General features: G+C 69.6%; 19 protein-coding genes. 14 read left to right on the top strand and 5 right to left on the bottom strand.

The window, feature by feature from the left end; genetic code table 11:
- Positions 1-24: 24 nt before the first annotated feature.
- Positions 25-720, top strand: coding sequence for a GntR family transcriptional regulator (locus tag ACFWPQ_RS17905; protein WP_361303768.1), 696 nt, complete (start codon positions 25-27; stop codon positions 718-720).
- Positions 721-1,035: 315 nt separating this feature from the next.
- On the opposite strand, the gene ACFWPQ_RS17900 is transcribed toward ACFWPQ_RS17905, so the two are convergent.
- A complete protein-coding gene (locus ACFWPQ_RS17900) occupies positions 1,036-1,317 on the bottom strand; it encodes an HPr family phosphocarrier protein (protein WP_073492738.1) in 282 nt (93 codons plus the stop codon).
- 176 nt (positions 1,318-1,493) lie between these two features.
- On the opposite strand from ACFWPQ_RS17900, the gene ACFWPQ_RS17895 reads away from it, so the two are divergent.
- The 4 genes from ACFWPQ_RS17895 (at position 1,494) to ACFWPQ_RS17880 (ending at position 6,976) form a co-directional block, all read left to right on the top strand.
- A complete protein-coding gene (locus ACFWPQ_RS17895; protein WP_384035020.1) occupies positions 1,494-4,373 on the top strand; it encodes a GNAT family N-acetyltransferase in 2,880 nt (959 codons plus the stop codon).
- A gap of 133 nt (positions 4,374-4,506) precedes the next feature.
- On the top strand, positions 4,507-5,094 hold the full coding sequence (locus tag ACFWPQ_RS17890) for a DUF5998 family protein (protein ID WP_361303777.1): 588 nt from the start codon (positions 4,507-4,509) through the stop codon (positions 5,092-5,094).
- Positions 5,094-6,287 carry an alkaline phosphatase family protein gene (locus ACFWPQ_RS17885; protein ID WP_384035017.1) on the top strand — a complete coding sequence of 398 codons (1,194 nt, stop codon included), beginning with the start codon at positions 5,094-5,096 and terminating at the stop codon, positions 6,285-6,287. Before ACFWPQ_RS17890 ends, ACFWPQ_RS17885 begins: the two co-directional genes overlap by 1 nt.
- Before the next feature lie 41 nt (positions 6,288-6,328).
- Positions 6,329-6,976 (top strand): thymidine kinase, encoded by a 648-nt coding sequence (locus ACFWPQ_RS17880; RefSeq protein ID WP_384035014.1) that lies wholly within the window; start codon positions 6,329-6,331, stop codon positions 6,974-6,976.
- Positions 6,977-7,126: 150 nt separating this feature from the next.
- Here ACFWPQ_RS17880 and ACFWPQ_RS17875 read toward each other — a convergent pair whose 3' ends face one another.
- Together ACFWPQ_RS17875 and ACFWPQ_RS17870 are read right to left on the bottom strand one after the other, a co-directional pair.
- Positions 7,127-8,140 (bottom strand): EcsC family protein, encoded by a 1,014-nt coding sequence (locus ACFWPQ_RS17875; protein ID WP_384035012.1) that lies wholly within the window; start codon positions 8,138-8,140, stop codon positions 7,127-7,129.
- A gap of 336 nt (positions 8,141-8,476) precedes the next feature.
- Positions 8,477-9,115, bottom strand: a complete 639-nt coding sequence (locus ACFWPQ_RS17870; RefSeq protein WP_384035009.1) for a hypothetical protein — start codon at positions 9,113-9,115, stop codon at positions 8,477-8,479.
- A 231-nt stretch (positions 9,116-9,346) separates the two neighbouring features.
- On the opposite strand from ACFWPQ_RS17870, the gene ACFWPQ_RS17865 reads away from it, so the two are divergent.
- The 5 genes from ACFWPQ_RS17865 (at position 9,347) to ACFWPQ_RS17845 (ending at position 18,418) form a co-directional block, all read left to right on the top strand.
- Positions 9,347-11,497 carry a hypothetical protein gene (locus tag ACFWPQ_RS17865; protein WP_384035007.1) on the top strand — a complete coding sequence of 717 codons (2,151 nt, stop codon included), beginning with the start codon at positions 9,347-9,349 and terminating at the stop codon, positions 11,495-11,497.
- A 17-nt stretch (positions 11,498-11,514) separates the two neighbouring features.
- On the top strand, positions 11,515-13,137 hold the full coding sequence (locus ACFWPQ_RS17860) for a type I restriction-modification system subunit M (RefSeq protein WP_384035005.1): 1,623 nt from the start codon (positions 11,515-11,517) through the stop codon (positions 13,135-13,137).
- Positions 13,130-14,305: a restriction endonuclease subunit S gene (locus tag ACFWPQ_RS17855; RefSeq protein WP_384035002.1), complete on the top strand. Its 1,176-nt coding sequence runs from the start codon at positions 13,130-13,132 to the stop codon at positions 14,303-14,305. The genes ACFWPQ_RS17860 and ACFWPQ_RS17855 overlap by 8 nt, the downstream gene beginning before the upstream one ends.
- Entirely contained in the window at positions 14,302-17,577 is a 3,276-nt protein-coding gene (locus tag ACFWPQ_RS17850) for a type I restriction endonuclease subunit R (protein ID WP_384034999.1), read from the top strand. Before ACFWPQ_RS17855 ends, ACFWPQ_RS17850 begins: the two co-directional genes overlap by 4 nt.
- 64 nt (positions 17,578-17,641) lie before the next feature.
- A complete protein-coding gene (locus ACFWPQ_RS17845; RefSeq protein ID WP_384034996.1) occupies positions 17,642-18,418 on the top strand; it encodes a hypothetical protein in 777 nt (258 codons plus the stop codon).
- Between the two features lie 87 nt (positions 18,419-18,505).
- On the opposite strand, the gene ACFWPQ_RS17840 is transcribed toward ACFWPQ_RS17845, so the two are convergent.
- On the bottom strand, positions 18,506-18,721 hold the full coding sequence (locus ACFWPQ_RS17840) for a DUF397 domain-containing protein (protein ID WP_384034994.1): 216 nt from the start codon (positions 18,719-18,721) through the stop codon (positions 18,506-18,508).
- Positions 18,718-19,650, bottom strand: a complete 933-nt coding sequence (locus ACFWPQ_RS17835) for a helix-turn-helix domain-containing protein (RefSeq protein ID WP_384034991.1) — start codon at positions 19,648-19,650, stop codon at positions 18,718-18,720. Before ACFWPQ_RS17835 ends, ACFWPQ_RS17840 begins: the two co-directional genes overlap by 4 nt.
- 218 nt (positions 19,651-19,868) lie before the next feature.
- Between ACFWPQ_RS17835 and ACFWPQ_RS17830 the strand changes: the two genes are divergently transcribed.
- From ACFWPQ_RS17830 to ACFWPQ_RS17815, 4 genes are all read left to right on the top strand, one after another.
- Positions 19,869-20,384: an ATP-binding protein gene (locus ACFWPQ_RS17830; RefSeq protein ID WP_384034989.1), complete on the top strand. Its 516-nt coding sequence runs from the start codon at positions 19,869-19,871 to the stop codon at positions 20,382-20,384.
- Positions 20,385-20,475: 91 nt separating this feature from the next.
- Entirely contained in the window at positions 20,476-22,938 is a 2,463-nt protein-coding gene (locus ACFWPQ_RS17825) for an AAA family ATPase (protein ID WP_384034985.1), read from the top strand.
- Positions 22,938-23,354: a hypothetical protein gene (locus ACFWPQ_RS17820; protein ID WP_384034982.1), complete on the top strand. Its 417-nt coding sequence runs from the start codon at positions 22,938-22,940 to the stop codon at positions 23,352-23,354. Before ACFWPQ_RS17825 ends, ACFWPQ_RS17820 begins: the two co-directional genes overlap by 1 nt.
- 105 nt (positions 23,355-23,459) lie before the next feature.
- The coding region (locus ACFWPQ_RS17815; RefSeq protein WP_384034979.1) for a hypothetical protein at positions 23,460-24,998 on the top strand (1,539 nt) is incomplete at its 3' end.

The raw sequence follows: 24,998 nt of genomic DNA, 5'->3' as shown, positions 1-24,998 counted from the left end.
CGGGGATTAAGGCGGAGGTCGGTCATGCGTATTCCGGCGCACTCGGTATGCACGGCGATCCGGGACGACATCGTCGCGGGTGTCTACGAGCGTGGCAGCCGGCTCACCGAGGAACTCCTGGCCCGCCGCTACGGGGTCTCGCGCGTCCCCGTCCGTGAGGCCCTGCGCACCCTGGAGGCCGAGGGCTTCGTCGTGACGCGCCGGCACGCGGGCGCGTGCGTCGCCGAACCGACCGAGCAGGAGGCCGCCGACCTGCTGGAGATGCGCATGCTCCTGGAGCCGCTCGGCGCCTCCCGGGCCGCTCAGCGCCGCACCGAGGCCCACCTCAAGGTGCTGCGCGGACTGGTGCGGCTGGGGCAGGAGCGGGCCAGGCGGGGGAACAGCGAGGACCTGCGCTCCCTGGGCGGCTGGTTCCACGAGACCCTTGCGCAGGCCTCCGGCAGCCACGCCCTGACATCGACGCTCACCCAGCTGCGGCACAAGATCGCCTGGATGTACAGCGTGGAGACGCCCGCGAACCCGGTGGAGTCCTGGACGGAGCACGGCGCCATCGTGGACGCGGTGGCGCGCGGCGACGCCGAGCGCGCCCGGGCGATCACGGCGCTGCACACCGAGCGCTCGACGGTCTCCCACCGGCTGCGGTTCTCCGGCGCCACCGAACGGGCGAACGGTGTGAGGACCTCGCAACACCCCGTAAACATGTCGGGCCTGCGGCATTAACACGCGCACCGTATACAAAGAGATGTTATTCGGCGGGGTCTGTTTTCGCTGCCCTAATTCACGCGCGCCGGGAATTCACCGTCGCGCTTCTTTCGTGTGCCCGCGGTAAAGCCGGGCACCGGGGGCCTGGCAAACTCCGGGACGGGGCCGTCGTAAAGCCGTGTGCGGCCCTGTTGTGAAGTCATGTGCGCCTGTCATGGAATTGCGGCACATGACGGGTGGCGCGGTACGGGCTCCAGGGCTCAGGGGGAAACGGCGGGGCCGCGCCGCCCCCTGGGGGAGTGGCGCGGCCCCGGACGTGCGGGCGCCGGGCGCTCAGACGGTCTCGGGGAGCTCCTCGAGACCCTCGGCGACCAGCTTGGCCAGGCGGTCGAGGGCGGCGTCCGCGCCCTCGGCCTCGGAGGCGAGGACGATCTCCTCGCCACCCTGGGCGCCCAGCCCCAGGACAGCCAGCATGGAGGCCGCGTTGACGGGGTTGCCCCCGGCCTTGGCGATCGTGACCGGGACGCCTGCGGCCGTGGCGGCTCGGACGAAGATGGAAGCGGGGCGGGCGTGGAGGCCCTCGGCCCAGCCGACGTTGACGCGGCGCTCAGCCATGTGATGCTGCCCTTCGGTGTTCAGGGTTGTCTAGACCAGTTTCCCACATCGTGAAGCATGCCCGGAGGGGACGTGAGCCCCTCCGGGTGTGTCGTCGGACCGCGGCCTCGGCCCGACTTTCGTCCTCCACAGACTGCCTCGCGCCGTTGTCGGACGCGAGCCGTACTCTGGGGCCCATGCAGACCCCGGCGGACCCGCAGGACCGGCACGAGTACCCGTCCCACTGGGAGGCTGACGTGGTGCTGCGCGACGGGGGTACCGCGCGCATCCGGCCCATCACCGTTGATGACGCCGACCGCCTGGTCAGCTTCTACGAGCAGGTGTCGGACGAGTCGAAGTACTACCGCTTCTTCGCGCCCTACCCCAGGCTCTCCGCCAAGGACGTCCACCGCTTCACGCACCACGACTTTGTGGACAGGGTGGGACTCGCGGCCACCATCGGCGGCGAGTTCATCGCAACCGTACGCTATGACCGCATTGGCCCCGACGGGACGCCCGCCTCGGCACCCGCCGACGAGGCCGAGGTCGCCTTCCTCGTCCAGGACGCCCACCAGGGGCGCGGCGTCGCCTCCGCCCTCCTCGAGCACATCGCGGCCGTCGCGCGCGAGCGCGGGATCCGCCGCTTCGCGGCCGAGGTGCTGCCCGCCAACTCCAAGATGATCAAGGTGTTCACGGACGCCGGCTACACCCAGCAGCGCAGCTTCGAGGACGGCGTCGTCCGCCTGGAGTTCGACCTGGAACCCACGGACCGCTCCCTCGCCGTGCAGCGCGCCCGCGAGCAGCGCGCGGAGGCCCGCTCGGTACGACGGCTGCTCGCACCCGGCTCCGTGGCCGTGATCGGCGTCGGCCGCGCGCCCGGCGGGGTCGGCCGCAGCGTCCTGGGCAACCTCCGGGACGCCGGGTTCACCGGCCGCCTGCACGCCGTGAACCAGGCCTTCCCGGACGACCTCAAGGAGATCGACGGGGTGCCCGCGCACCGCTCGGTGCGGGACATCGACGGCCCTGTCGACCTCGCGGTGGTCGCCGTACCCGCCGAGCACGTGCCCGAGGTCGTCACCGAGTGCGGTGAGCACGGCGTCCAGGGGCTCGTCGTCCTCGCCGCCGGGTACGCGGAGAGCGGCCCCGACGGCCGTGAGCGCCAGCGTGCCCTCGTCCGCCGGGCGCGCACGTACGGCATGCGCATCATCGGCCCCAACGCCTTCGGGATCATCAACACCGCGGACGACGTCCGGCTGAACGCCTCCCTCGCCCCCGAGATGCCCCGCCCCGGCCGCATCGGCCTGTTCGCCCAGTCCGGCGCCATCGGCATCGCCCTGCTGTCCCGGCTGCACCGGCGCGGCGGCGGCGTCACCGGGACCACGGGCGTCTCCACCTTCGTCTCCTCCGGCAACCGCGCGGACGTCTCCGGCAACGACGTCCTCCAGTACTGGTACGACGACCCCGAGACCGACGTCGTCCTCATGTACTTGGAGTCCATCGGCAACCCGCGCAAGTTCACGCGCCTCGCCCGGCGGACGGGGACGGCGAAGCCGCTGGTCGTGGTGCAGGGCGCGGGGGCGCCGCCGGGGCACGCGGTACGGGCGACGCGGCTGCCGCACGCCACGGTGTCCGCGCTGCTGCGGCAGGCCGGGGTGATCCGCGTCGACACCATCACCGAGCTGGTCGACGCGGGGCTGCTGCTCGCGCGCCAGCCGCTGCCGGCCGGGCCGCGGGTGGCGATCCTCGGCAACTCGGAGTCGCTCGGGCTGCTGACGTACGACCGGTGCCTGGCCGAGGGGCTGCGGCCGGCCCGGCCGCTGGACCTGACGACGCGGGCCACCGCCGGGGACTTCCACCGGGCGCTCGCGCAGGCGCTGGCGGACGAGTCGTGCGACGCGGTGGTCGTGACGGCGATTCCGACGATCGGGGAGGGAGCGGTCGGGGACGCGGAGCTGGCGGAGGCACTGCGCTCGGCGGCCGAGGAGGTTCCGGGGAAGCCGGTGCTTGTGGTGCACGTGGAGCTCGGGGGGCTGGCGGAGGCGCTTTCGGCTGCGGGCCGTACCGCACCTCAGGCGGGTACATCCGCACCCGGCACCGGTGGCGGTGCCCACCTTCCCCCACTCTCGGCTTCGCTCGAGCGGGGGGACCCCCATCGCCCTGCGGAACGCCTGCCCACCGCGGTACCCGCGAAGCTTCCGGTCTCCCACCCCTACTCCCGTCTCATCCCCGCCTACCCCGCCGCCGAGCGGGCCGTGCGGGCGCTTGCCGAAGCGGTGAAGTACGGGCAGTGGCGGCGCGAGGCCGCCGATCCCGGGAAGGTGCCCGGGTACGACGACATCGACGAGAGGGGCGCCGCCCGGCTGATCGGCGCGCTGCTCGAACGCGGGGAGGGGCTCACCATCGGGGTCGAGGAGACCTGCCGGCTCCTCGGCAGGTACGGCATCGACGTGCACCGCGCGCTGCCCGCCCCCACCCCCGACGCCGCCGTCGGAGCCGCCCGCGCCCTCGGCTACCCCGTCGCCCTCAAGGCCACCGCTCCCCATCTGCGCCACCGCGCCGACCTGGGCGGAGTGCGGCTCGACCTGGCCGACGAGGAGCAACTGCGCCGGGCGTACGACGAGTTGAGCGAGCTGTACGGGACGCCCGAGGAGCTGCGGCCGGTGGTGCAGCGGATGGCGCCCCGGGGCGTGGACACCGTCGTACGGGCCGTGATCGACCCGGCCGCCGGGGCCGTGGTGTCCTTCGGCCTCGCGGGGGCCGCCTCGCAGCTGCTCGGGGACATGGCGCACCGGCTGGTTCCGGTCACCGACCGGGACGCCACCTCACTGGTGCGTTCGATCCGGACCGCGCCCCTGCTGTTCGGCTGGCGCGGTTCGGCGCCCGTCGACACGCCCGCCCTGGAGGAGCTGCTGCTCAGGGTCTCCCGGCTGGTCGACGACCACCCCGAGGTCGTCGCGGTCACCCTGGAACCGGTCGTGGTCGCCCGGCAGGGCGTGAGCGTCCTGGGGGCCACCGTCCGTCTCGCGCCACCGCCGGTCCGTGACGATCTGGGCCCGCGCACGCTGCCCGCCTACTGACCGCCGGCCGGCCGGGACGAACGCCCGCACCCCTCGGCGGTGTTCGACGCGGCCGCGCGTGACGGCGGCGGCGTCGGACGCCGCCGCGCGCGACTGGCCCGGGTCCCCTTGCCCACGGATTAAGATGGACGCCATGGCCAAGACCAGTACGACGACCCAGGGGCTGCGCGTCGCGATCGAGCGCAGCGGCTACTACCCGGCCCTCGTGGCCGAGGCGGTGGAGGCCGCCATCGGTGGTGAGCCGATCCGGTCGTACCTGGTCCACCAGGAGACGACGTTCGACCAGAACGAGGTGCGGCGGCATGTGACCGTGCTCGTCCTCACCGGCAACCGCTTCATCGTCAGCCACACCGACGAGCAGGCCGCCGACACCACCTCCCCGACGCCGTACGCCACCACCTCGACCGAGTCGGTCAAGCTCGGCCGGATCTCGTCGGTCGTGGTCAGCCGGGTCGTGGCCAACCCGGAGCAGTACACGCCGGGCACCCTGCCCCGTGAGATCGTGCTGACCATCGGCTGGGGCGCCGTCTCCCGCATCGACCTGGAGCCCGCCGCCTGCGGCGACCCCAACTGCGAGGCCGACCACGGCTACACCGGCAACTCCACGGCGGACGACCTCAGCCTGCGGGTCAGCGAGGCCGGGGACGGCCCGGAGACGGTGCGCCAGGCGCTCGCCTTCGCCCAGGCCATCTCCGAAGCGACCGCGGACGTCACCCGCTGATGGCGTACGCCGCCTGGGACCATCCGGAACCCCTCGCCCTCGACTCCGCGCCGCTCCCCGAGTACGGCAGCGGCTCCCTCGCCGACCTGCTGCCCACCCTGGCCGCGGGCATGGCCGTACCCGGCATGACCGCGTCGATCACGGAGCTGACGCCCGCGGACCGCAACTGCGTCTTCCTGATCGACGGGCTCGGCTGGGAGCAGATCAAGGCCCACCCGGACGAGGCGCCCTACCTCACCGCCCTGCTCGGCAGCTCGCGCGGCGGCACCGGACGGCCGATCACCGCCGGCTACCCGGCCACCACCGCGACCTCCCTCGCCTCCGTCGGCACCGGCCTGCCGCCCGGCGCCCACGGCCTGCCCGGCTACACGGTCCGCAATCCGCAGACCCGGGAGCTGATGAACCAGCTGCGCTGGCAGCCCTGGACCGACCCGGTCGCCTGGCAGCCGTACCCCACGGTCTTCCAGCTCGCCCAGGACGCCGGGGTGCACTCCGCGCAGGTGTCCTCCCCGCACTTCGAGCACACCCCGCTCACCAAGGTCGCGCTCAGCGGCGGAACGTTTCACGGGCGGCTGACCGGCGAGGAGCGCATGGACCTGGCGGCGGAGCAACTCGCCGCCGGAGACCGCTCCCTGGTGTACACGTACTACGCCGAACTGGACGGCGCCGGGCACCGCTACGGCGTGGACTCCGACACCTGGCGCGGCCAGCTGATGCACGTCGACCGGCTCGTCCAGCGCCTCGCCGAGCAGCTCCCGCCGCGCAGCGCGCTGTACGTCACCGCCGACCACGGCATGGTCGACATCCCGTTCGACGAGCAGCACCGCATCGACTTCGACGAGGACTGGGAGCTGAAGGCGGGCGTCGCCCTGCTCGGCGGCGAGGGCCGGGCCCGGCACGTCTACGCGGTGCCCGGTGCCCAGAACGACGTCCTGACCTGCTGGCGCGAGGTGCTCGGCGAGCAGTTCTGGGTGGCCTCCCGGGACGAGGCGATCGCGGCCGGCTGGTTCGGTCCGTCGGCCCGGTTCGACGAGCGGGTGTACGAGCGGATCGGCGACGTCGTCGCGGCCGCGCACGACGACGTCCTGATCATCGCCTCCGAGCGGGAGCCCAAGGAGTCGGCGATGGTCGGCAACCACGGCTCGATGACCCCCGCGGAGCAGCTCGTCCCGCTGCTCGAAGTACGCTCCTAGCACCCCCGATCCCACCATTCCCGAAAGGTGTTCAATTCCCCATGCCCGAGCTGGTGTTCTTCTCCGGAACGATGGACTGCGGGAAGTCGACGCTGGCTCTGCAGATCACGCACAACCGGTCGGCGCGCGGTCTCGTCGGGATGATCTTCAGCCGCGACGACCGCGCGGGCCACGGCAAGCTCTCCTCCCGCCTCGGCCTGGTCACGGACGCCGTGGAGGTCGAGGACGGCCAGGACCTGTACGCCTACCTGGTTGACCACCTCTCGCAGGGCGGCCGCGCGGACTACGTCATCGCCGACGAGGCGCAGTTCCTGGCGCCGGAGCAGATCGACCAGCTCGCGCGCGTGGTCGACGACCTGGGCCTGGACGTCTACGCGTTCGGCATCACCACCGACTTCCGTTCCAAGCTGTTCCCCGGCTCCCAGCGGCTGGTGGAGCTGGCCGACCGGGTCGAGGTGCTCCAGGTGGAGGCCCTGTGCTGGTGCGGCGCCCGTGCCACCCACAACGCCCGCACGGTCGACGGCGTCATGGTCGTCGAGGGCGCGCAGGTCGTCGTGGGCGACGTCAACCAGGCGGACACCATCGGCTACGAGGTCTTGTGCCGCCGCCATCACCGGCGCCGGATGACGGCGGCGTCGGCCAGGGCTGTGGCCCTGTCACCGGACGTGCTGCCGGTGTCGAGTACTTGACCGCTCGCGGTCAGAGGATGCGCCCTCCAGACACTGGCGGGGTTCCGGCCGTCGGGAGTGCTGAAGAAGGCGGCAAGACCTGACGGGGCGCGGGTGCTGCCACCGCGCGGGGACCCGTCGAGGCCGCATCGTGGACCCACTGGCCGTCACTTACGTGGCGTCGGTCTGGGGGGAGTCGTCCTCGTCGCTCGCCAGCGCGGTCGGCAGTGGCAGCCCGTACTTGTCGCACAGGAATCGGGTCTGGCTGTACCGCTGGGCGTCGGAGGCCACCCTGCCGAGGACCGCGGAATTCATGCCCGCACCGATGAGGACGCCCACGAACGGCACGACCTTGGCGACGTTCTTGACCGGCACCCTGGAGCCGGCCGGGCCCAGCTGCTGCATCAACTTCTCAAGGGTGGCCACGAGGCGGTGGTCCTGGCGGAGCTTCTGCGACCAGCGTACTCGTCCCTTGACCGCGTCATACGCCCGTGCGGTGTCACGCAACGGCTGGGCTTTGGCCGCCTGTGCCATGAAGGACCGCTGCACCAGACGTTGGATGAAGTCCTGCTCCTTGGGGTCTTTCGCGTCGTAGCCGTAGGAGTACGCGGTGCGCGCTGCTATCGAGGTGCTCAGGACCTGGACGACGAGGATGTCCGCTGTCATCGCGGCGGGGATGCCGGCGACGGGGACCATGGCCAGCAAGCCCATGGCGCCGCCTTCGAGCGCGCCGGTGGTCCGCCACTTGAGGGTGTTGCGGGTCAGCAGCCGGTCGCAGACCTTGAGGTCCTGCTGCTGCAGTTCGGTGAAACTGCCGATTTCGAGGCCTCGCTTGCGGGCGAGCTTCTCGACATTCTCCGGGTCGTTGAGATCCATGGCCAAGTCGTTGACCAGTTCCAGCAACGCTGCCGCGCCTGCGAGCGCCGGTTGCAGGGCCTTGTCGGCGACCGCGTCGCCTGCGCGACGGATCGGTTCCGTGACTGCATCCGGTACGGCGTCCGTAACCCGTCTCACGGCGTTTCCCGTGACCTCACCGGTGCGAGCGAGGGCGGTGCTTGCCCAGTTCGGCAGACCACGGCGGTTGTTACGGCGCTGCCAGTGCTCGTTGAGCGTGTCCCATACCTGCTCCTCGTACGCGCTCATCGGGGTGGGACCGTCGACGAGTGGGCCGGCGTAACTGCTCATCGAGCTTCTCCATTTCGACTGTGATCGCTGGGTCCACGATGCCCTGACATGTGGGTGTGGTACTGGCAAGTTTCCGAAAAAGGTGGGGATGTGCGGGGAAGACACGGAGAGGCCGTCCCGAGTGGGTTGGCCGCTCGGTCGCCGAGGGCGAACGGGGGCCACCGCGCGCGTCGTCCTCGGTCTGGGCGAGTCCGCCGCAATGGGATACCTCGCCCGTGGAGAACTTCGAGTCCGGTGCGATGTCGTCGTCCCTGGCGGGCGGTCGGCTATTGGCCGACCGCCCGCCCCCGGGCAGCCGCGTCCCCCCACGAGCGCGGCGGCGTGTGCGGCGGCCGGTCAGCCGACCTTGGTCCATTTCTGGCAGCCGGTCGTCTCGAAGTACTCGCCCTTGTTGACCGTCACGCGGCCCTGGCCCTGGAGGTTTTCGTTGGCGATGATCGCGTCGAACTCTCCGGAGGCGTCCTTGGTGCGGGCCCAGTAGCAGTTGTCGACGAAGCCGGTCTTGTCGGGCCCGGCGGTCTTGTAGGTGCCGGCCTGCATATCCTCACCGACGAGGTACTGGCCGTCGCCCTCCACCGTGGTGGCGGCTCCGGGCTTCTTCGTCGGCTTGGGCGTGACCGTGACCTTCTCGGTGACGGTCACGGCGGGCTCAGGCTCATCGCCACCCGGGGCGGCCGCGGTTTTGGTGACGGTGACCGCCGGGGCGGGAGCGGCGGAGCCGTCCGTACCACCGGAGTCGCCGTTGCCGCCGATGCCGACGCCGATCATGAGCGCGACGAACGCGGTCGCGCCGTGGGTGAGCCACGCCTTGCGGCGCGACGGCGCCGGTCTCGCCGGATGCCCGAAGGCGGGCTGTCCGCCACCGGCCGGCGGGAAGGGCGGCACGGCGTTCCCGGGCCCACCCGGCCCACCCGGTGAACTGTTGGTGCCGGGGAACTGCGGGTTGCTGGGCGGAATCGAGGGCGTGTGGCTCATCGCGGTGATCCTCCGGTCGGCGTCGTGGCACTTGGTCACCCAAAGGTGCCTGCCACTCCGCGTTCCAGAATTGAACACCGCTGATAACCCGTATTATCAGGCGGGCTGTGCATGACTCCTCGCGATGGCGGTAGATTGCTGACGCCTGCCCCGCCGAAGAGGGCGGACCGCGCACCGCGAAGGCGAGGACGTCGGCCTCAACGGACCGAGGGGAGAGGGGGAACGCATCCAATGGCGACGCACACGGCCTCGAAGGCGCCCCCCATCCTGCCCGAAACGCCGGCCTGGCGGATCACCTACGCCGAGATCGCCGCCCTCGCCCAGGTCAAGCGTCCGGTCCCCACCACGTGGGCCCGCCGCCACCCCGACTTCCCCGCCCCTGTCGCACACGAGGACGGACGCCCGCTGTTCGACGCCCGTGCCGTCGTCGACTGGCTTGCTTCGACTGGCCGAGGCAACACCGACGCCCGTCGGCTGCGTGCCGAGCTCGCCCTGCACACCCTGGCCGCCTGGCGCACCCCGGCCCTGCCCGCGTCCGTCCTGATCGGCGCGCTGACCTCCCTGCTCTGCCTGCACCAGCAGCTCGACGCGCCCGTGGCCGACGGCCGCCCCTGGGACACCGTCCTGGACCGGGCCGCCGACCTCGACCCCGACGACCGCTTCCTCCTTTCCGAACTGCGCGCGCTGCCCGACCCGGACCGCACCGGCCCGGCCCTCGCCGAACTCGCCGACGAACTGATCGACGCCGCCTACAACCCCGCCGAGGCCTTCGACTGGGTCCTCCAGACCCGCCCCCGCCTCGGCTCCGGCGACCTCGCCGCCGACGAACCCGCCCCGGCCGTGGTCCGCGCCGTCGCCGCCCTCTCCGGTGTCCAGACCCTCGACGAGGGCTCGGTGATTGCCGTCCCGCACGCCCGCACCGGCGACCTCCTGGCCGCTCTCCACGACCACGCCGCCGAGGACTCCGCCCACGTCTACCTGGCCGCCGATCCCGACCCGGCCCGTGCCCGTCTCGTACGACGGCGAATGCTGGTCCGCGGGGTGTACGAGTTCCGGCTCGACGTCGCCGGCGGCGAGGAACTGACCGCCGACGAATGGGGCGACCCGAACCTTCTCGTCTGCGCGCTCCCCTACGAGGCCGCCGAGACCCGCGACCCGAAGACCGTCCTGGACCAGGTCGCCGCCCTCACCGACTACCTCGACACCGGTTCCACCGCCGTCGTCCTCGGCCCCGCCGACGTCCTCACCGGCCCGCTCACCCGGCACAGCGACGCCGACCGCCTGCGCCGCTCCTTCCTGAAGCCCGGCCTCCTCAAGGCCGCGATCAGCCTGCCCGACGGCGCCTACGCCTATCGCCCCGGCTACCGCACGGCGGTCTGGGTCCTCGTCCGCGTCCCCGAGGACCAGCGCACCGGCCTGGTCCTCCTCACCGACTACTCGGCCCAGCCGCTCACCGACCCCGTCCTCGACACCCTCGCCGAGGACCTCGCCATCTGGCGTGCTTCGGGGTGGACGCCCGACCCGCGTCACGAACCGCGCCACGCCGCCATCGTCCTCGGCACCCACCTCGACGACCGCCCCGGCGCCGCGTTCACTCCCCAGCACCGCACGCTCGCGTCCCGCCACACCCGGACGGTCGTCGAACGCCCGGCGGTCATCTCCGACCTGGCACGCCACCTGAGCGACCTTCAGGAGCGTTCGCGTACGGGCGAACTCCGGCTGCCAGCCCAGGCGGAACTGCGCCCCGGGAACCAGCCAGTGCTCCGTACGTCCGTCGCCCGCCTCCTGCGCACCCGACGCCTGCGCCGCCGCCCCGGCCACCGCTTCGCCCCCGAACACCTCACCCCCGAGGGCCACTACCCGGTCCTCACCCCCGAGGAGATCCTGGGCACGGCTCGCATCGGCGGTCGCCGCATGGACCGAGGCATCTTCCTCACGGCTTATGGGCACGCCCAGTTCACCGAACCGGGGGATCTTGTCGTCACCGCCAACCCGCGGTTCGGGGTGTACGTCGACACGGAGGGCGTCTCCCTGGTCGCGGCCCCGGCCCGCATCCTGCGTGTCCATCCCGACGCGGACCCGCCCGTACGACCCCGGGTGCTTGCCGCGCTGCTGCGCGCGGCCGCCGCCGAGCACGCCCGCACCAGCGGCGCCGTGCGCGCGTCCCGCCGTATCGAGGACTTGGTCGTCCCCGACCTGAGCCGCGCCGAGGCCGACCTCTACGAGGTGGTCCTCACCGAGATCGAAAACCGGGCGGCGCTGCTGCGCGAACAGACCGCCGCGATCGACGACCTGACCCGCGTGATGGCGGCCGGCATGGCCGACGGCACGCTCACCATGCAGCACCTCCCGCGCACCACCGCTGATATCGACACCCACTGAAGGAGACGGCTCACCCGATGCCTCCACGCCAGAAGAAGCCCACCGACCAGGCGGAGCTGTTCAGCGCCTCCACCGCCAAGGAGATCCAGGACATCCTCTGGAAGGCGGCCGACAAACTGCGCGGCTCCATCGACGCCGCCCAGTACAAGGAGTTCGTCCTCGGCCTGATCTTCCTGAAGTACGTCTCCGACGCCTTCGACGAGCGCCGCACCGAACTCTCCAAGGAACTCATGGAGGAGGGCATCGCCGAGGACCGCCTCGACGACTTCCTGGAGGACCGCGACGAGTACACCGGCGCGCACGTCTTCTGGGTCCCGGAGACCGCCCGCTGGTCCTGGATCGCCACGCACGCGAAGGCCCAGGGCGTCGGCAAGCTCCTCGACGAGGCGATGGACGCCATCATGCGGGAGAACGCCTCCCTCACGGGTGTCCTCCCCAAGATCTTCAACCAGGACCGCGTCGACCAGAAGCGCCTCGGCGAACTCGTCGACCTCATCAGCGACGCCCGCTTCGGCGGCAGCGGGGACAAGCCGGCGCAGGACCTGCTGGGCGAGGTGTACGAGTACTTCCTCGGCAACTTCGCGCGTGCGGAGGGCAAGCGGGGCGGCGAGTTCTACACGCCGAGTTCTGTTGTCCGGCTGATCGTCGAGATCCTCGAACCGTACGAGGGGCGGGTCTACGACCCGGCGTGCGGTTCGGGCGGCATGTTCGTCCAGGCCAGCAAGTTCATCCAGGCACATCGGGGCCGAGGTCACAAGGCCGACATCGCGGTCTACGGCCAGGAGCTGAACGAGCGCACCTGGCGGCTCGCCAAGATGAACCTGGCCATCCACGGCATCGACGGTAACCTCGCCGCCCGCTGGGGCGACACCTTCGCCGACGACAAGCACGCGGACCTCAAGGCCGACTTCGTGATGGCCAACCCGCCCTTCAACATCAAGGACTGGGCGAGGGACGAGACCGACCCGCGCTGGAAGTACGGGGTCCCGCCGAGGAACAACGCGAACTATGCGTGGCTCCAGCACATGATCTCGAAGCTGGGGGAGAGGGGTACGGCGGGCATCGTTCTGGCCAACGGGTCGATGGGCTCCCAGTCCAGTGGAGAAGGCGAGATCAGGCAGGCGCTGATTGAGGCAGACCTGGTGGCGTGCATGGTGGCGCTGCCTTCGCAGCTCTTCCGCACGACGCAGATCCCGGCGTGCCTGTGGTTCCTGTCCAAAGACAAGACACCCCAAGGCGCCCGGCGGTTGGACGACCGGCGGGGCGAGATCCTGTTCATCGACGCCCGGGGGATGGGCGAGATGGTCGACCGCACGGAACGCGTTTTCGTGGAGACAGACCTGAAGAGGATTACCGATGCCTATCACGCGTGGCGCGGCACGGCGTCGGCCCGGGAGGCTGGGCTGACGTACGAGGACGTGCCGGGCTTCTGCTACTCGGCCGCTCGGGAGAAGGTGCGGGAGCAGGGGTACGTGCTGACGCCGGGGCGGTACGTGGGGGCCGTTGAGGCGGAGGAAGAAGATGCAGAGGCTGTTGCCGAGCGGATCAACAAACTGACCGATGAACTGTACGAGTTGTTCGGCAAGTCGGCGGAGGTAGAGAAGACGGTGCGTGCGCAGTTGGGGAGGGTTGATGTCTGAGTGGGAGCAGGTGCCTCTTGAAACGCTGCTAAGTGCGAGCGTTTCATATGGGATTGTGCAGCCGGGGGTGGGTCAGGAAGTCGGCGTGCCAATCGTACGTGTCAAGGACGTACGGAATGGCAAAGTGGACGTTAGCGACCCCCTTCTTGTGTCATCTGACATTGAATCCAAGTACGTACGGACACGTCTCCGGGGAGGTGAGCTCCTTCTTACGCTGGTTGGCTCCACTGGGCAAGTGGCAGTTGTGCCGCCTCAGCTTGCTGGATGGAACGTAGCTAGAGCAATTGGCGTGTTGCGTCCGCTCCCGATCGTTTCACCTCGGTGGCTTCAATATTTCCTCGAATCTGAAGGTGCGCAACAGTATATCCATGAGCGTCTAAATACGACGGTTCAGGCCACGCTGAATCTCAAGGATGTGCGCCTTCTCCCAGTGGCCCTACCGTCGCAAGAGGAACGTGCAGCAATCGTTGAGGTGCTCGGGGCGCTGGATGACAAGATCGCCTTTAGCGGGCGCATTGCAACCACGGCTGACGAACTGTCCGGCGAACTCTTCCGCTACTCCATGCTTGCGCGTCCGGATAGGTTCATCGAACTTGCCCTGTCAGGAGCCGCAGAATTCATCAATGGTCGCGCATTCACCAAGGGTGCCACCGGAACTGGTCGCATGGTTGTTCGGATCGCGGACATCAATAGTGGTCCCGGAAGCTCCACCGTGTACAACGACATCGAGGTGCCAGACATGCACTTGGCGCGACCTGGTGACGTTCTCTTCGCTTGGTCGGGTTCGTTGATCGTGACCCGTTGGTTCCGCCCCGAGGCGATCATCAACCAACATATCTTCAAGTGCGTTCCCAAGAATGGGTACCCGCACTGGCTCGTGAGTCAGCTTGTACAAAGGAAGATCGACGGGTTCCGCGCTATCGCCGCAGACAAGGCGACCACGATGGGACACATCCAACGTAAACACCTGGATGAGCCCGTCAGCGTGCCCGTCACCGAAGAGCTGGCCTTGCTGGACAGCCAGATCGGTCCTCTCTGGGACAGGGCCTTGCTCGCGGAACGCGAGTCCTTGGCCCTCGCCACCCTCCGCGACACCCTCCTCCCTCAACTGATGTCCGGCCGCCTCCGCGTCAAGGACGCCGAGAAGATTGTCGAGGACGCCACATGACGACGCACCACGACGGAAACGAGCCCGACGACAGAACCCACCGCCGCCCCACCGAAGCCGACTGGGAGCTGCTGGCCCTCGACGAGTTGGCAGAGTTGGCCTGGCTGCCGGCCCCCGGTAACGAGTTCGCGCCCGGGTCCGGGCATCGGAAGTCCTGGGACGACCTGATCCTCTACCCGGAGCTCCAGGAGGCGATCGAGCGCCTGAACCCGGACCTCCCCCCGGACGCCGTCCAGGAGGCCATGGCGGCTGCCGTCACGCCCGGCTCCCAGGACACGTATGAGGAGAACCGGGCCGCTCACCGCCTCCTCACCTCCGGCATACGCTCCGTGACCTACACGGACTCCTTCGGCGCCGAACGCAACCCCACCATCCGCCTCCTCGACCTGGACGACCCGGACGCGAACACCTACCGCGCCCTGAACCAGGTCACGGTGATCGACGGCGACAAGAACCGCCGTTTCGACGTCGTCCTGTACGTCAACGGCCTGCCCCTCGCTGTCGTGGAACTGAAGCGCGCCGGCGACGAGGATGCGACCCTCCAGTCGGCCCACGCCCAAGTGGCGCGGTACGTGCAGGAGTTCCCCACAGCCTTCCGCTACAACACCATCGTTCTGCTCTCTGACGGCATCACCGCGAAGTACGGCACCCCGTTCACCCCGTACGAGCACTTCGCCCCCTGGAACACGGACGAGTTCGGCGCCCGCGTCGACCCGCTGACGGCCGACGGTTTCTCGGAGTCCGGGCAGAACCTGGCGCTGCACGGCCTGTTCATTCAGTCCCGTTTCCTCGAACTGGTCCACTCCTTCATCAACTTCGTCCCGTCGAAGCGGATGAAGCGGATCGCGAAGCCGCACCAGTACCACGCCGTGACCCGCGCTGCCGAGGAGGTCCGCACGGCCTCGGCGAGCAACGGCAAGGCAGGCGTCGTCTGGCACACCCAGGGTTCCGGCAAGTCGGAGGAGATGGTCCTCACCACCACCCTGGTGATGCGGGACCCGGCTCTCCTGAACCCCACCGTCGTGGTCGTCACCGACCGTACGGACCTCGACGACCAGCTCTACTCGACGTTCCAGGAGAGCGAGATCCTCCCGGAGACGCCCAAGCAGGTCGTCACCCGCGCCGAACTCCGGGAGGAGCTCGCGGCGAAGAGGACGGGAGGGATCCTCTTCACGACGCTCCAGAAGTTCGGCAAGACCAAGGAGGAGCGGGAGTCCGGCACCGACCACCCGATGCTCTCCGAACGCCGGAACATCGTCGTGATCGTCGACGAGGCCCACCGCAGCCACTATGACGACCTCAACGGCCTCGCCCGCCACCTGCGCGACGCGCTCCCGCACGCCACGCTGCTCGCCTTCACCGGTACGCCGATCTCGGAGGCGGACCGCAACACCCGCGAGGTGTTCGGCGACTACATCGACGTCTACGACCTCAAGCGGGCCGCCGACGATGGCGCGACTGTGAAGGTCTACCACGAGGGCCGCGTGATCCAGCTCGTCCTGGACCGAGATGTCGACCCGACCACCATCGACGAGGAGGCCGACCGCATCACCGACGGCCTCGACGACACCGAGCGCCGCCGCGTTGAGCAGGCCGTGGCGACGATGAACGCGATGTACGGCGCCCCGGCCCGGATAAGGGACCTCGCGGCCGACCTGGTGGAGCACTGGGAGGCTCGCCGGGGGCGGATGCGGCCGTTCGTCGGAGCCTCCGAGGAGGGCGGGGCGCCCGGCAAGGCGATGGTGGTGTGCGCGACCCGCGAGATCTGCGTACGCGTCTACGACGCGCTGCGGGAGCTGCGGCCCGAGTGGCACAGCGACGAGTTCGAGAAGGGCGCGATGAAGATCGTCTTCTCCTCGAACTCCCGAAAGGACTCGGACGCCCTGCTCGCCCACGCACTGACCGACAGTCGCCGCAAGGCCGTCATCAACCGAGCCAAGGACCCCGACGACGAGCTGGAACTGCTCATCGTCAACAACATGCTGCTGACCGGCTTCGACGCCCCGCCGATCCACACCATGTACCTGGACCGGCCGCTTAAGGGCGCCAACCTGATGCAGGCCCTGGCCCGCGTCAACCGTCGTTTCCGAGGCAAGGAGGACGGCCTCCTCGTCGGTTACGCACCCCTGACCGAGAACCTCCAGAAGGCCATCGCCGAGTACACCGAGGCCGACCAGCGCGACCGCACCCTCGGCCAGGACGTCGAGCGTGCACTGGACGAGCTGCGCAATGAGTACGACGTTCTCACCGGCATCCTGCGCGGCTTCGCCTGGGAGCCTCTGCTCGACAAGCCCGGCCCCAAGGCCTTCGTCGACGCGGCCCTGAAGACGGCCAACTACCTACGCGACCCCCGCACCAAAGGCAACAACCCCGAGCTGCTCGACGACCCGCGCCAGACCCTGGGTCGCCGCTTCCGCGATCACGCCTACCGCCTGGAACGTTTCTGGGCACTGGCGGGCAGCTCGAAGGACGTGGGAAACCGTTTCTCGGACCGGCTGGCGTGGAAGCGGCACATTCAGTTCTTCGTCGAGGTCCGCGCCTACATGGCCAAGCTAGACGCCATGGAGCGCGAGGCGCGTGGCCTGCCGGTCGCCCGCGATGTCGAGCTGTACCTCTCCCAACTGACGTCGTCCGTGGTGGAGACCGGCGGTGTGACGGATCTGTTCGCCGAAGCCGGGCTGGAGACCGCCGACCTCACTCACCTCACCGACGCGCTCGTCGCCCAGCTCCAGCAGAGCGACACCCCGCACCTGGCGGCCGAGGCGCTGCGGCGGCTCGTCGAGCGGAAGATGCGCGAGGTCACCCGGCACAACATCGTCCGGCAGACCACGTTTTCCGAGCGCCTCCAGGACCTGATGGTGCGCTACATGCGCCAGCAGTACACCAGCGCCGAACTCATCGCCAAACTGGTCGAGATGGCCAAGGAGGTTGCCGCCGACGCCCGTCGCGGCGAGAAGTTCGACCCGCCCCTGAACTGGCGCGAACTCGCCTTCTACGACGCGGTCGCCGATCACGGCACGGCCCGTTCCCTCATGGGTGACGAGGTCCTGGCGGGGATCGCTCGCGAACTCGTCACCGAGGTCCGTCGCCAGCTCAAACCCGACTGGATCGCCCGCGAGTCCGTCCGGGCCCGCCTGCGCAGCACCATCAAGCGCCTACTGGCCCGCAACAACTACCCGCCGGACCAGCAGAAGGAGGCCATCGACCTGGTCCTCCGTCAGATGGAACACTTCGCCAACGAATGGTCCGAGAACGGGGTCCCGGAGGACTGAACGTGAGAGCCCTGTCGCACAACCGGAGTGGTCCCACGGACCGCCCCTTACCAGGGGGAATGCTGTGAGTGAGCTCAGCGACCTTGTTGCCAAGCTGGAGCGGCAAGTAAGTGAGGCGGATGAGGCGCGCCAGGTCGCCGACCGTCTTTGGGATGTCTCCGAGGAACTGCTCGACGAGATCCGGCGAATTTCTTCTTCAGTCTCTGAGCTCGGATTCGAGCTAGACGGATACGTCGCGGACTGCGACTACTCGGCTGTGCAACGCGCAACGTACGAGATTCGCGGGGCCACCGACGGCGACCGTCTGCTGCCCGTGCTTCGCCAGGCTCTCCTGCTCCAAGCGCTCCGAGACGGCGCAGCGCTTCCCGATCCGGCAGCGATCGAGACGCTGCCGGAGTTGCCTGCCGAAGAGGTGGCGCATCCGACCCTCACCCTGGAAGAACTGCTGCGTGACTCTCAGCGGGAACTTGAGGAACGAGAGGCGTCCGCACGGCAGATCTGGGGCGACGAAGGTGACGAGGCCGACCTTGAGGATGCCCTCCATGAAGCGCGAACCGATGTCATCCGTGACCGGGCGACCCGCGCGGGGCGGCATCTCATGGAGCTGTGCGAGTACATCGCCGAGGAACTCTGCCCCAGGCTCGTGACCAGCGCCGAGAACGGGAACATCAAGGAAGCGCTTGAGGCACTCGCGGCCATAGATGTTGCCGGCAAGGAGGCGGAACCGGCGTACAAGGTCTATGAAGTGGCGCTCTCGGAGCAGTACGAGAACAGTCCTTACTCGCTGGGCGCTGCGGGCGAAGATCTCATGTTGTTCGAAGGCTGGCTCGGCACCCAGTAGGCCCCGCTCGGGATCAGTACGACAGGTACAACGAGGGCCCTGCCGTCCCGACAGGAAGCGGCAGGGCCCTCAACGGCCGTACGAGCGTCAGACGCGCGGTTCCGACGAGGCCACCCTGACGAACCCCGCCCAGGCCTCAGGAGAGACCGTGACGACGGGGCCGGCGACGGCCTTGGAGTCCCGGACGTGCACAGTTGCCGTACCGGATGCGACTTCCACACAGTCGCCGCCCTCGGCTCCGCTGTAGCTGCTCTTGAACCAGGCGAGGCCGGAGGCGACGGTCGAGGACCCAGCGTTATTCATAGCTCTCCCAGCAACCCTTCGATGAACACCAGTGACTCTCGCGGAGTGAGAGCCTGGGATCGGATAATCCCATAGCGGGCCGCGGCGAGGGCTGCTTGATCCGGGTCGGTCAGAAGAGTGCTGGTTCCTTGGGCCTCGGCGTACACGAATCTCTTGCCGCCCTTCTGCGTGACAACCGTGAACGGCCCGTCCACGCCCGCGCTTTCCTCGCAGCGGAGCGGCATGACCTGGATCTCGACGTTGCGCTTCTGTCCGATCAGGAGGAGTTGCTCCAATTGCCCCTGTAACACCTCCTTGCCGCCGTACCAGCGCCGCAACACCGACTCGTCCATCACGAAACTCAGCAATGGAGCAGGCCGACGATCGAAGATGTCCTGCCGAGCCAGTCGTGCCGCCACCCGCTGCTCGATGGTCTCCTCATCCAGAGGTGGGCGTCGCATCCCCAACAGCGCTCTCATGTACTCCTCGGTCTGAAGGAGCCCCTTGACCACCAGGGTGTCGTAGGCGACCAGCTCAATGGCCTCCTTCTCCAAGGCGGCCATCCCCTGAAAGAACACCGGATACTGAGCCCGCTCCACCTGCTCCTTCCACAGGCACAGCAACCCACCCGCCCCCAGCACCTCGTCGGCCCGCTCGATCGTCCTCGGCGAGGGAATCCGCCGCCCCTGCTCGAACGACGCGACCGTGGACGCCGAGTACCCGATCCGCCGCCCGAACTCCTCGCGCTCCAGCCCCTCCCGTACCCGCAGCGTCTTCATGGTCTGCCCGAACGCGACGACCACGCCCCGCCCGGCCTCCTCCTCCGGCCGCCGCCCGGCTCCGTCGTCGTTCTCCCACCCGTCCCCGAGATTCACGACCGCCGCGCCCACGCCGTTGTTGTCACGCTCCCCGGGAACAGCCTCGGCCCCCGCGCCCTCGCGTTCCGCCATGTCCCTCACCGCCTCCTTGCCCCAACGCCCCCGCACGGGCCGCCGTCACGGCGAGCAGCGCGTACACGCGCGTACACCTCGCGTACAGCCGCTCCCTGTCGCTGCGTCACCACTAGTCACGCTACGCGATCGAGGGCACTGTCGTCGGCGTGACGACGAATCCCGCAGTCCCTGCAAACACCACCGGTGTCACCCAACCAGCCAGTCCCTGCGCTCCCTTGAAGGCGGCCCCGGCCCCGAACCGCACGGCCCTCGCCCCCGCTCCGCCCGACCGCACCTTCGAGATGCGTTTCACCTCCACGCCCCGTGGAGCCCGCCTCGCCCGCCGCCTCGCGGCCGTCCGTCTGGACGCGTGGGGAATCCCGTACGACACCGACCCGCACGACGCGATCGTGCTGATCCTCGCGGAGCTCACCGTGAACGCCGTGCAGCACGGACACGTCCCCGGCCGGGACTTCCACCTCCGCCTGTACGCCACACCCGACGGCCGTACCGTGCGCGTCGAGGTCACCGACACCCGCGCCGAACGCCACCCCCGTCGACCCGGCCACACCCACCGCACATCCGTCCAGGCAGATGACGCAGGTGAGGAGGAAGCCGGCCGCGGGCTGGTCCTGGTGTCGTACCTCGCGACCCGCTGGGACTGGCACCCACGCCCGGACGGTCCGGGCAAGACCGTCTGGGCCGAGTACACCAATTCCGGCGACGAGTGCCAAGTACTCCCATCAACTTGATAACCAGGGTTATCGGATTGATGAAGCTCCAACAGCAGGTCCTCCTCCTACGGTTCCACCGCATCAGCACGGGAACCACAGGAGGCACCACATGGACGCAACAGACACGACCACGGCCGCGCACCCGCACCACGGCAACGCCCTGCCGCTGCCCCAGCTCGTAGAGGCGCGGCTGGCCGGCGACCCGAAGCTCACCGACGGGGTGAAGAGCCGCATCCGCGAGGCCCTCGGCGGCTCCGAAGACGGCGCGGGGGAGTCCCACCCCGTCGCCGGGCCCGTCTACCTGGGGAAGGTCACGGTCACCGGATTCCGCGGCGTCGGCTCTGAGGCGCGGCTCAACCTGCGGCCGAAGCCCGGCGTCACCCTCGTCGTCGGACGCAACGGCTCCGGCAAGTCGAGCATTGCCGAGGCCATCGAGACCCTGTTCACCGGCACCAACGCGCATTGCGCCGAGCAGCGCCCGAACCGCACCGTCCGCTGGCGCAACCTGCACCGGGATGAGCAGACCGCCGTCGAGGCCAAGCTGACCGTCGAGGGCGACCCGTCCCCGAGCACCCTCACCCGCACCTGGACCGGCGACGCCTTCACCGATTCGCAGGCCGTGCTCAGGCGGCCGGGGCACGGCACCGTCCCGCTGGAGCAGGTCGGCTGGGAGCAGGCGACGCGGACCTATCGGCCGTTCCTGTCGTACGTCGACCTCGGCAACCTGATCAACGGCAAGCCCTCCGGGATGTACGACAACATCGCCGCGATCCTCGGACTCGACCACCTCAACGCCGCCGCGCGACGGCTGACGGCCGTGAAGAAGGAACTCGACGCGGCCGTGAACGGCGAGAAGGAGAAGAAGCCGCTGCTCCACGCGGCCCTGGAGGACATCGAGCACGACGACCGGGCGCTCAAGGCCCTTGTGGCGATGGCGGGGATGGAGGGGAAGGGCGGTGGTCCCGACTACGCAGTGCTCGACGCGCTGATCGCCGGTGTGTCCACGGCCGACGAGGGCCGGCTGCGGGAGGCACGGCTGGAGGCCGCCGCGGAGGGTCCCGACCTCGACCGGATCGGCGCGGCCGTCGACGCGCTGCGGCACGCCATCGCCGATGTCGACGACCTGAAGGGGACCGTGGCCGCCGACGCCCACAGCAGGGCCCAGCTGCTCCAGGCAGCCCTGCGGCACAATGACCGCCACGCCGACGACACGGCCTGTCCGGTGTGCGGCACGGAAGAGGTCCTGGGCCGGGAGTGGGCCTCTCGCGCCGAGACGCAGATCGCCGCGCTCCTGCGCGAGGCCGACGCCGTACGCGAGGCCGAGGCCGGCCTGCGGACCGCGATGCGGAATCTGCACGACCTGATCCTCCCGCCGCGAGAGGTCCCGGCCCTGCTCAGCGAGCCGTGGCAGACATGGAGCGAGTGCCGGCGGATCACCGAGCCCGCCGAACTCGCCGAGTGTGCGCTCCAGGCCGCGGTGACCCTGACGGACGCGTGCGAGGCGGTGGCCCGGAAGGCGGGTGAGGAACTGGCGGCCATGGACGAACGCTGGCGTGCGGTCGTCGACCTGCTGGCCGAGTGGACGAGGCTCTCCCGGCAGGTCGCCGCCGAGAAGCCGCGCAGGACGGAGACGAACGCCGCCCTCGGCTGGATCAGGAAGCTGACGACCGAGATCCGCGACCTGCGCGTCGACGCCTTCGCCGAGCACACGCAGCGGATCTGGGAGAAGCTCCGCCGGCAGAGCAGCGTCGACCTGAAGCCCGTCAAGATGCACGGCAGCGAGCGGGCCAACGTGCGCAAGCTGATCATGGACGTCACCGTCGACGACACCGAGGCCCCGGCACTGAGCGTCATGAGCCAGGGCGAACTGCACTCGCTCGCCCTCTCCCTGTTCCTGCCCTGTGCCGCCACGGCCGACAGCCCCTTCGGGTTCGTCGTCATCGACGACCCCGTGCAGTCCATGGACCCGGCGAAGGTCGACGGACTGGCCCAGGTGCTCGACGAACTCGGCCGAGACCGGCAGGTCATCGTCTTCACGCACGACACCCGGCTCCCGCACGCCTTCCGCAGCCAGGGCCTGCCGGTGACCGTGCTGCGGGTGGAGCGCGGCGAGAAGTCCAAGGTGAACGTCACCTCCGAGACCGACCCGGTCAAGGAGGCCATCGACGACGCCATGGCCCTCGCCAGGACCGCCGGCTGCCCCGACACGGCACTGCGCAACGTCCTGCCGTCCCTGTGCCGCGAGGCCCTGGCGATGGCGATCGTCGAGGCGGCCTGGCTCCGCCGGAACCGCACCGGGCAGTCCGCCGACCGTCTGCAGGCCACCATCGACAAGACCGACCGGCTCATCCCGCTCGCGTCCCTCGCCCTCTTCGACGACGGTCTCGTCCACCGCGACGACGACGTCAAGAGCCGTCTGCGTACTCTGTACGGGCCCGAGAGCGCGACCCTGATCCGCCAGTGCCAGCGGGGCGCCCACACCGACGGGTTCCTCCCGTCCGACCCCGTCGCCTTCGTCAGGAAGGTCGAGGACCTCGCCCACCGGATCCGCAAGCAGGAGGGGAACGCCTGATGTCCGCCACCCCCACGAGCGCCAGCACCGTCGCCGGACTCCTCACGACCGCCGACAGCCTCCTCACCGCGGGCCTGGGTGGTCCGCTGACCCCTGGCGGCCGTGCCCGTGGCGCGGCCTACGCCCTGCGAATCGCCCTGGAAGCGGCCGTCGACGCGGTCCTCAGCGCCGAGGAAGCCGGACTCCGCCGGGTCACCATGCGGGCCAAACTGCTCTGTCTGCGCCACTACGCCGGCCCCGACCTGGCCCGCCGCGCCAACGCCCTCTGGAGCGGGCTCAGCACAGGCTGCAAGTACCACCACGACGAGATGGGCCCGAGCCATGCCCAGGTACGCGCGTGGCGGGCCGCCGTCGAGGAGCTCGTCACGGAGCTCGCTGCGGAGGGGCCGGACAAAGGCCCGCAGGAACTGCCGTGACGGCCGATAGGGTTTCGCTCTGTGGAAATCGGATCTTTGGTTGAGCAATGTGACGGCAGTGCCGTACGTCGTGTAGGCACCGTTCGTTCGCTGGACGAGAGGGAAGTGGTCGTCGAGTGGGAGGGCGGTGAGAGCGAGCACCTGCCCGTACCCGTACCGGAATCGGTGAGAACACTCGTCCCGGGAACGATCCGGTACAAGGCCGCCACCGACCTCGCTGCTTTGCAGAGCGACTTCGAGAGTGACCCGGTGAAACTGCTGGTGGAGCTGATTCGTGAACTGCAGAAGCCGGTCACCATCCCCGCACTTCGGGAACACGCGGCGAAGCTCGGCATCGCAGCGCACATGTTCGTCGACGAGTGGGGCCACGTGCGTCAATTGCTTCTGGCGCATCCTCATGTCCGGCCAGCCGGCAGGGGCGGCGTGCGATGGAGCAGCGGCGGAAGTGGGTCCCGTGGTTCTCGTCGGCAGTTGTCCGCTTCCGAGGCGCTGCGAGAGTTGGCCAACAAGCCCCGCATGAAGGCCACCACCAGACAGGTGTTGACCGACGTTGTGTCCGCCGGACTCGATGAGTTGTCGCCGTACGAACTGCTCGCAGCACACGCGCTCGACGTACCCGTGACCGGGTGGCCGCAGCACTGGACGGAGCTCGGTCCCGAGCAAGTGCCCGAAGAGATCCGACTGGTCGCTGTCGAGCACATCACCGAGGTAGCGCGCGCCAGGAGCCGCATTGTTCTTCCCGGCACCGAACCCAGCCTGGCTGCAATAAAGTCCGCAGAAATTCCGTCGTCCCTCGATCTGCCGCCGCTGCTTGTCCCCCTCGTGGCGTTGCCCGCTTCGAGCTCCGCGGCCGACAAGGCAGCCAAGGTGCTTGGTGGCGAGCACGCATGGAACGCCTTGCGCACTGCCATGGGGCATTTCGAGCAGGCGCTGTCCGTGGGTTCCGACCCCAAGGAGGATCAGGAAGAGCGGTTGGCCCCCCTCGCGACCAGGGCCAAGGGACTTCTGAAGACAGTGCTGATGAGGCGGCCCAAGGAGGATGACCTTCCGTGGGTGGACTTCGCCGAGGAGATGGCCTCCCGGGCCTGCGCGTTGCTGGAGGACCCCCGGACCCGCGAGCAGCCGAACGTACTCGTGCGGGAATGGGCTCAGTACGTGGCCGAACATCCGGCCATCCCCGCCGAACTCCGAGAAGCAGCCAGAACTGCCCAGGCCACCGCGGCGACCGACGCCGCCGACGCGGTCGAGGCGGGCAGCACGGGGGAGGGCGAGAGGAGAGAGGAAGGCCGACTCGCCGAGGCCACTGCCGAGGCGCCCACAGCACTTGCGGGGGAGACCAAGTCCAGGGAGGTGGAAGAGGTCGGCGGCGCCGACAGCGCCGCGCCTGGGGACGTCGAGGTCACGGTCGGCGATTCGGACGTCACGAATGACGTCTCTGAGGAGTCACCGGAGGCGACGCACGAGCCCGCGCGGGAACCTCGGGCCGAGATCGCGGCCCTGAACCGCCTGTTGGAGGAGGAGAGGAGTAGCGCCGACGCGGCCCGGGCGGAGCACGACCGGTACACGCCCGGGGGGGGCGCCGCGCTCGGCGGGGCGGGTGAGGGCGCACTAACAGGTGGGCCTCTACTGGGGGGCGGGGGTGAA

It is taken from the genome of Streptomyces sp. NPDC058464, assembly GCF_042721035.1.
GTDB lineage: Bacteria > Actinomycetota > Actinomycetes > Streptomycetales > Streptomycetaceae > Streptomyces.
The sequence above is the reverse complement of the archived record's forward strand: the minus strand, read 5'-3'. Positions and strand labels throughout refer to the sequence as shown.

Coding starts and splice junctions, on each gene's coding strand:
- ACFWPQ_RS17880 (WP_384035014.1), top strand. CDS start 6,329: ATGCCCGAGCTGGTGTTCTTCTCCGGAACGATGGACTGCGGGAAGTCG.
- ACFWPQ_RS17850 (WP_384034999.1), top strand. CDS start 14,302: ATGACGACGCACCACGACGGAAACGAGCCCGACGACAGAACCCACCGC.
- ACFWPQ_RS17895 (WP_384035020.1), top strand. CDS start 1,494: ATGCAGACCCCGGCGGACCCGCAGGACCGGCACGAGTACCCGTCCCAC.
- ACFWPQ_RS17860 (WP_384035005.1), top strand. CDS start 11,515: ATGCCTCCACGCCAGAAGAAGCCCACCGACCAGGCGGAGCTGTTCAGC.
- ACFWPQ_RS17875 (WP_384035012.1), bottom strand. CDS start 8,140: ATGAGCAGTTACGCCGGCCCACTCGTCGACGGTCCCACCCCGATGAGC.
- ACFWPQ_RS17820 (WP_384034982.1), top strand. CDS start 22,938: ATGTCCGCCACCCCCACGAGCGCCAGCACCGTCGCCGGACTCCTCACG.
- ACFWPQ_RS17825 (WP_384034985.1), top strand. CDS start 20,476: ATGGACGCAACAGACACGACCACGGCCGCGCACCCGCACCACGGCAAC.
- ACFWPQ_RS17900 (WP_073492738.1), bottom strand. CDS start 1,317: ATGGCTGAGCGCCGCGTCAACGTCGGCTGGGCCGAGGGCCTCCACGCC.
- ACFWPQ_RS17855 (WP_384035002.1), top strand. CDS start 13,130: ATGTCTGAGTGGGAGCAGGTGCCTCTTGAAACGCTGCTAAGTGCGAGC.
- ACFWPQ_RS17870 (WP_384035009.1), bottom strand. CDS start 9,115: ATGAGCCACACGCCCTCGATTCCGCCCAGCAACCCGCAGTTCCCCGGC.
- ACFWPQ_RS17890 (WP_361303777.1), top strand. CDS start 4,507: ATGGCCAAGACCAGTACGACGACCCAGGGGCTGCGCGTCGCGATCGAG.
- ACFWPQ_RS17835 (WP_384034991.1), bottom strand. CDS start 19,650: ATGGCGGAACGCGAGGGCGCGGGGGCCGAGGCTGTTCCCGGGGAGCGT.
- ACFWPQ_RS17885 (WP_384035017.1), top strand. CDS start 5,094: ATGGCGTACGCCGCCTGGGACCATCCGGAACCCCTCGCCCTCGACTCC.
- ACFWPQ_RS17840 (WP_384034994.1), bottom strand. CDS start 18,721: ATGAATAACGCTGGGTCCTCGACCGTCGCCTCCGGCCTCGCCTGGTTC.
- ACFWPQ_RS17865 (WP_384035007.1), top strand. CDS start 9,347: ATGGCGACGCACACGGCCTCGAAGGCGCCCCCCATCCTGCCCGAAACG.
- ACFWPQ_RS17905 (WP_361303768.1), top strand. CDS start 25: ATGCGTATTCCGGCGCACTCGGTATGCACGGCGATCCGGGACGACATC.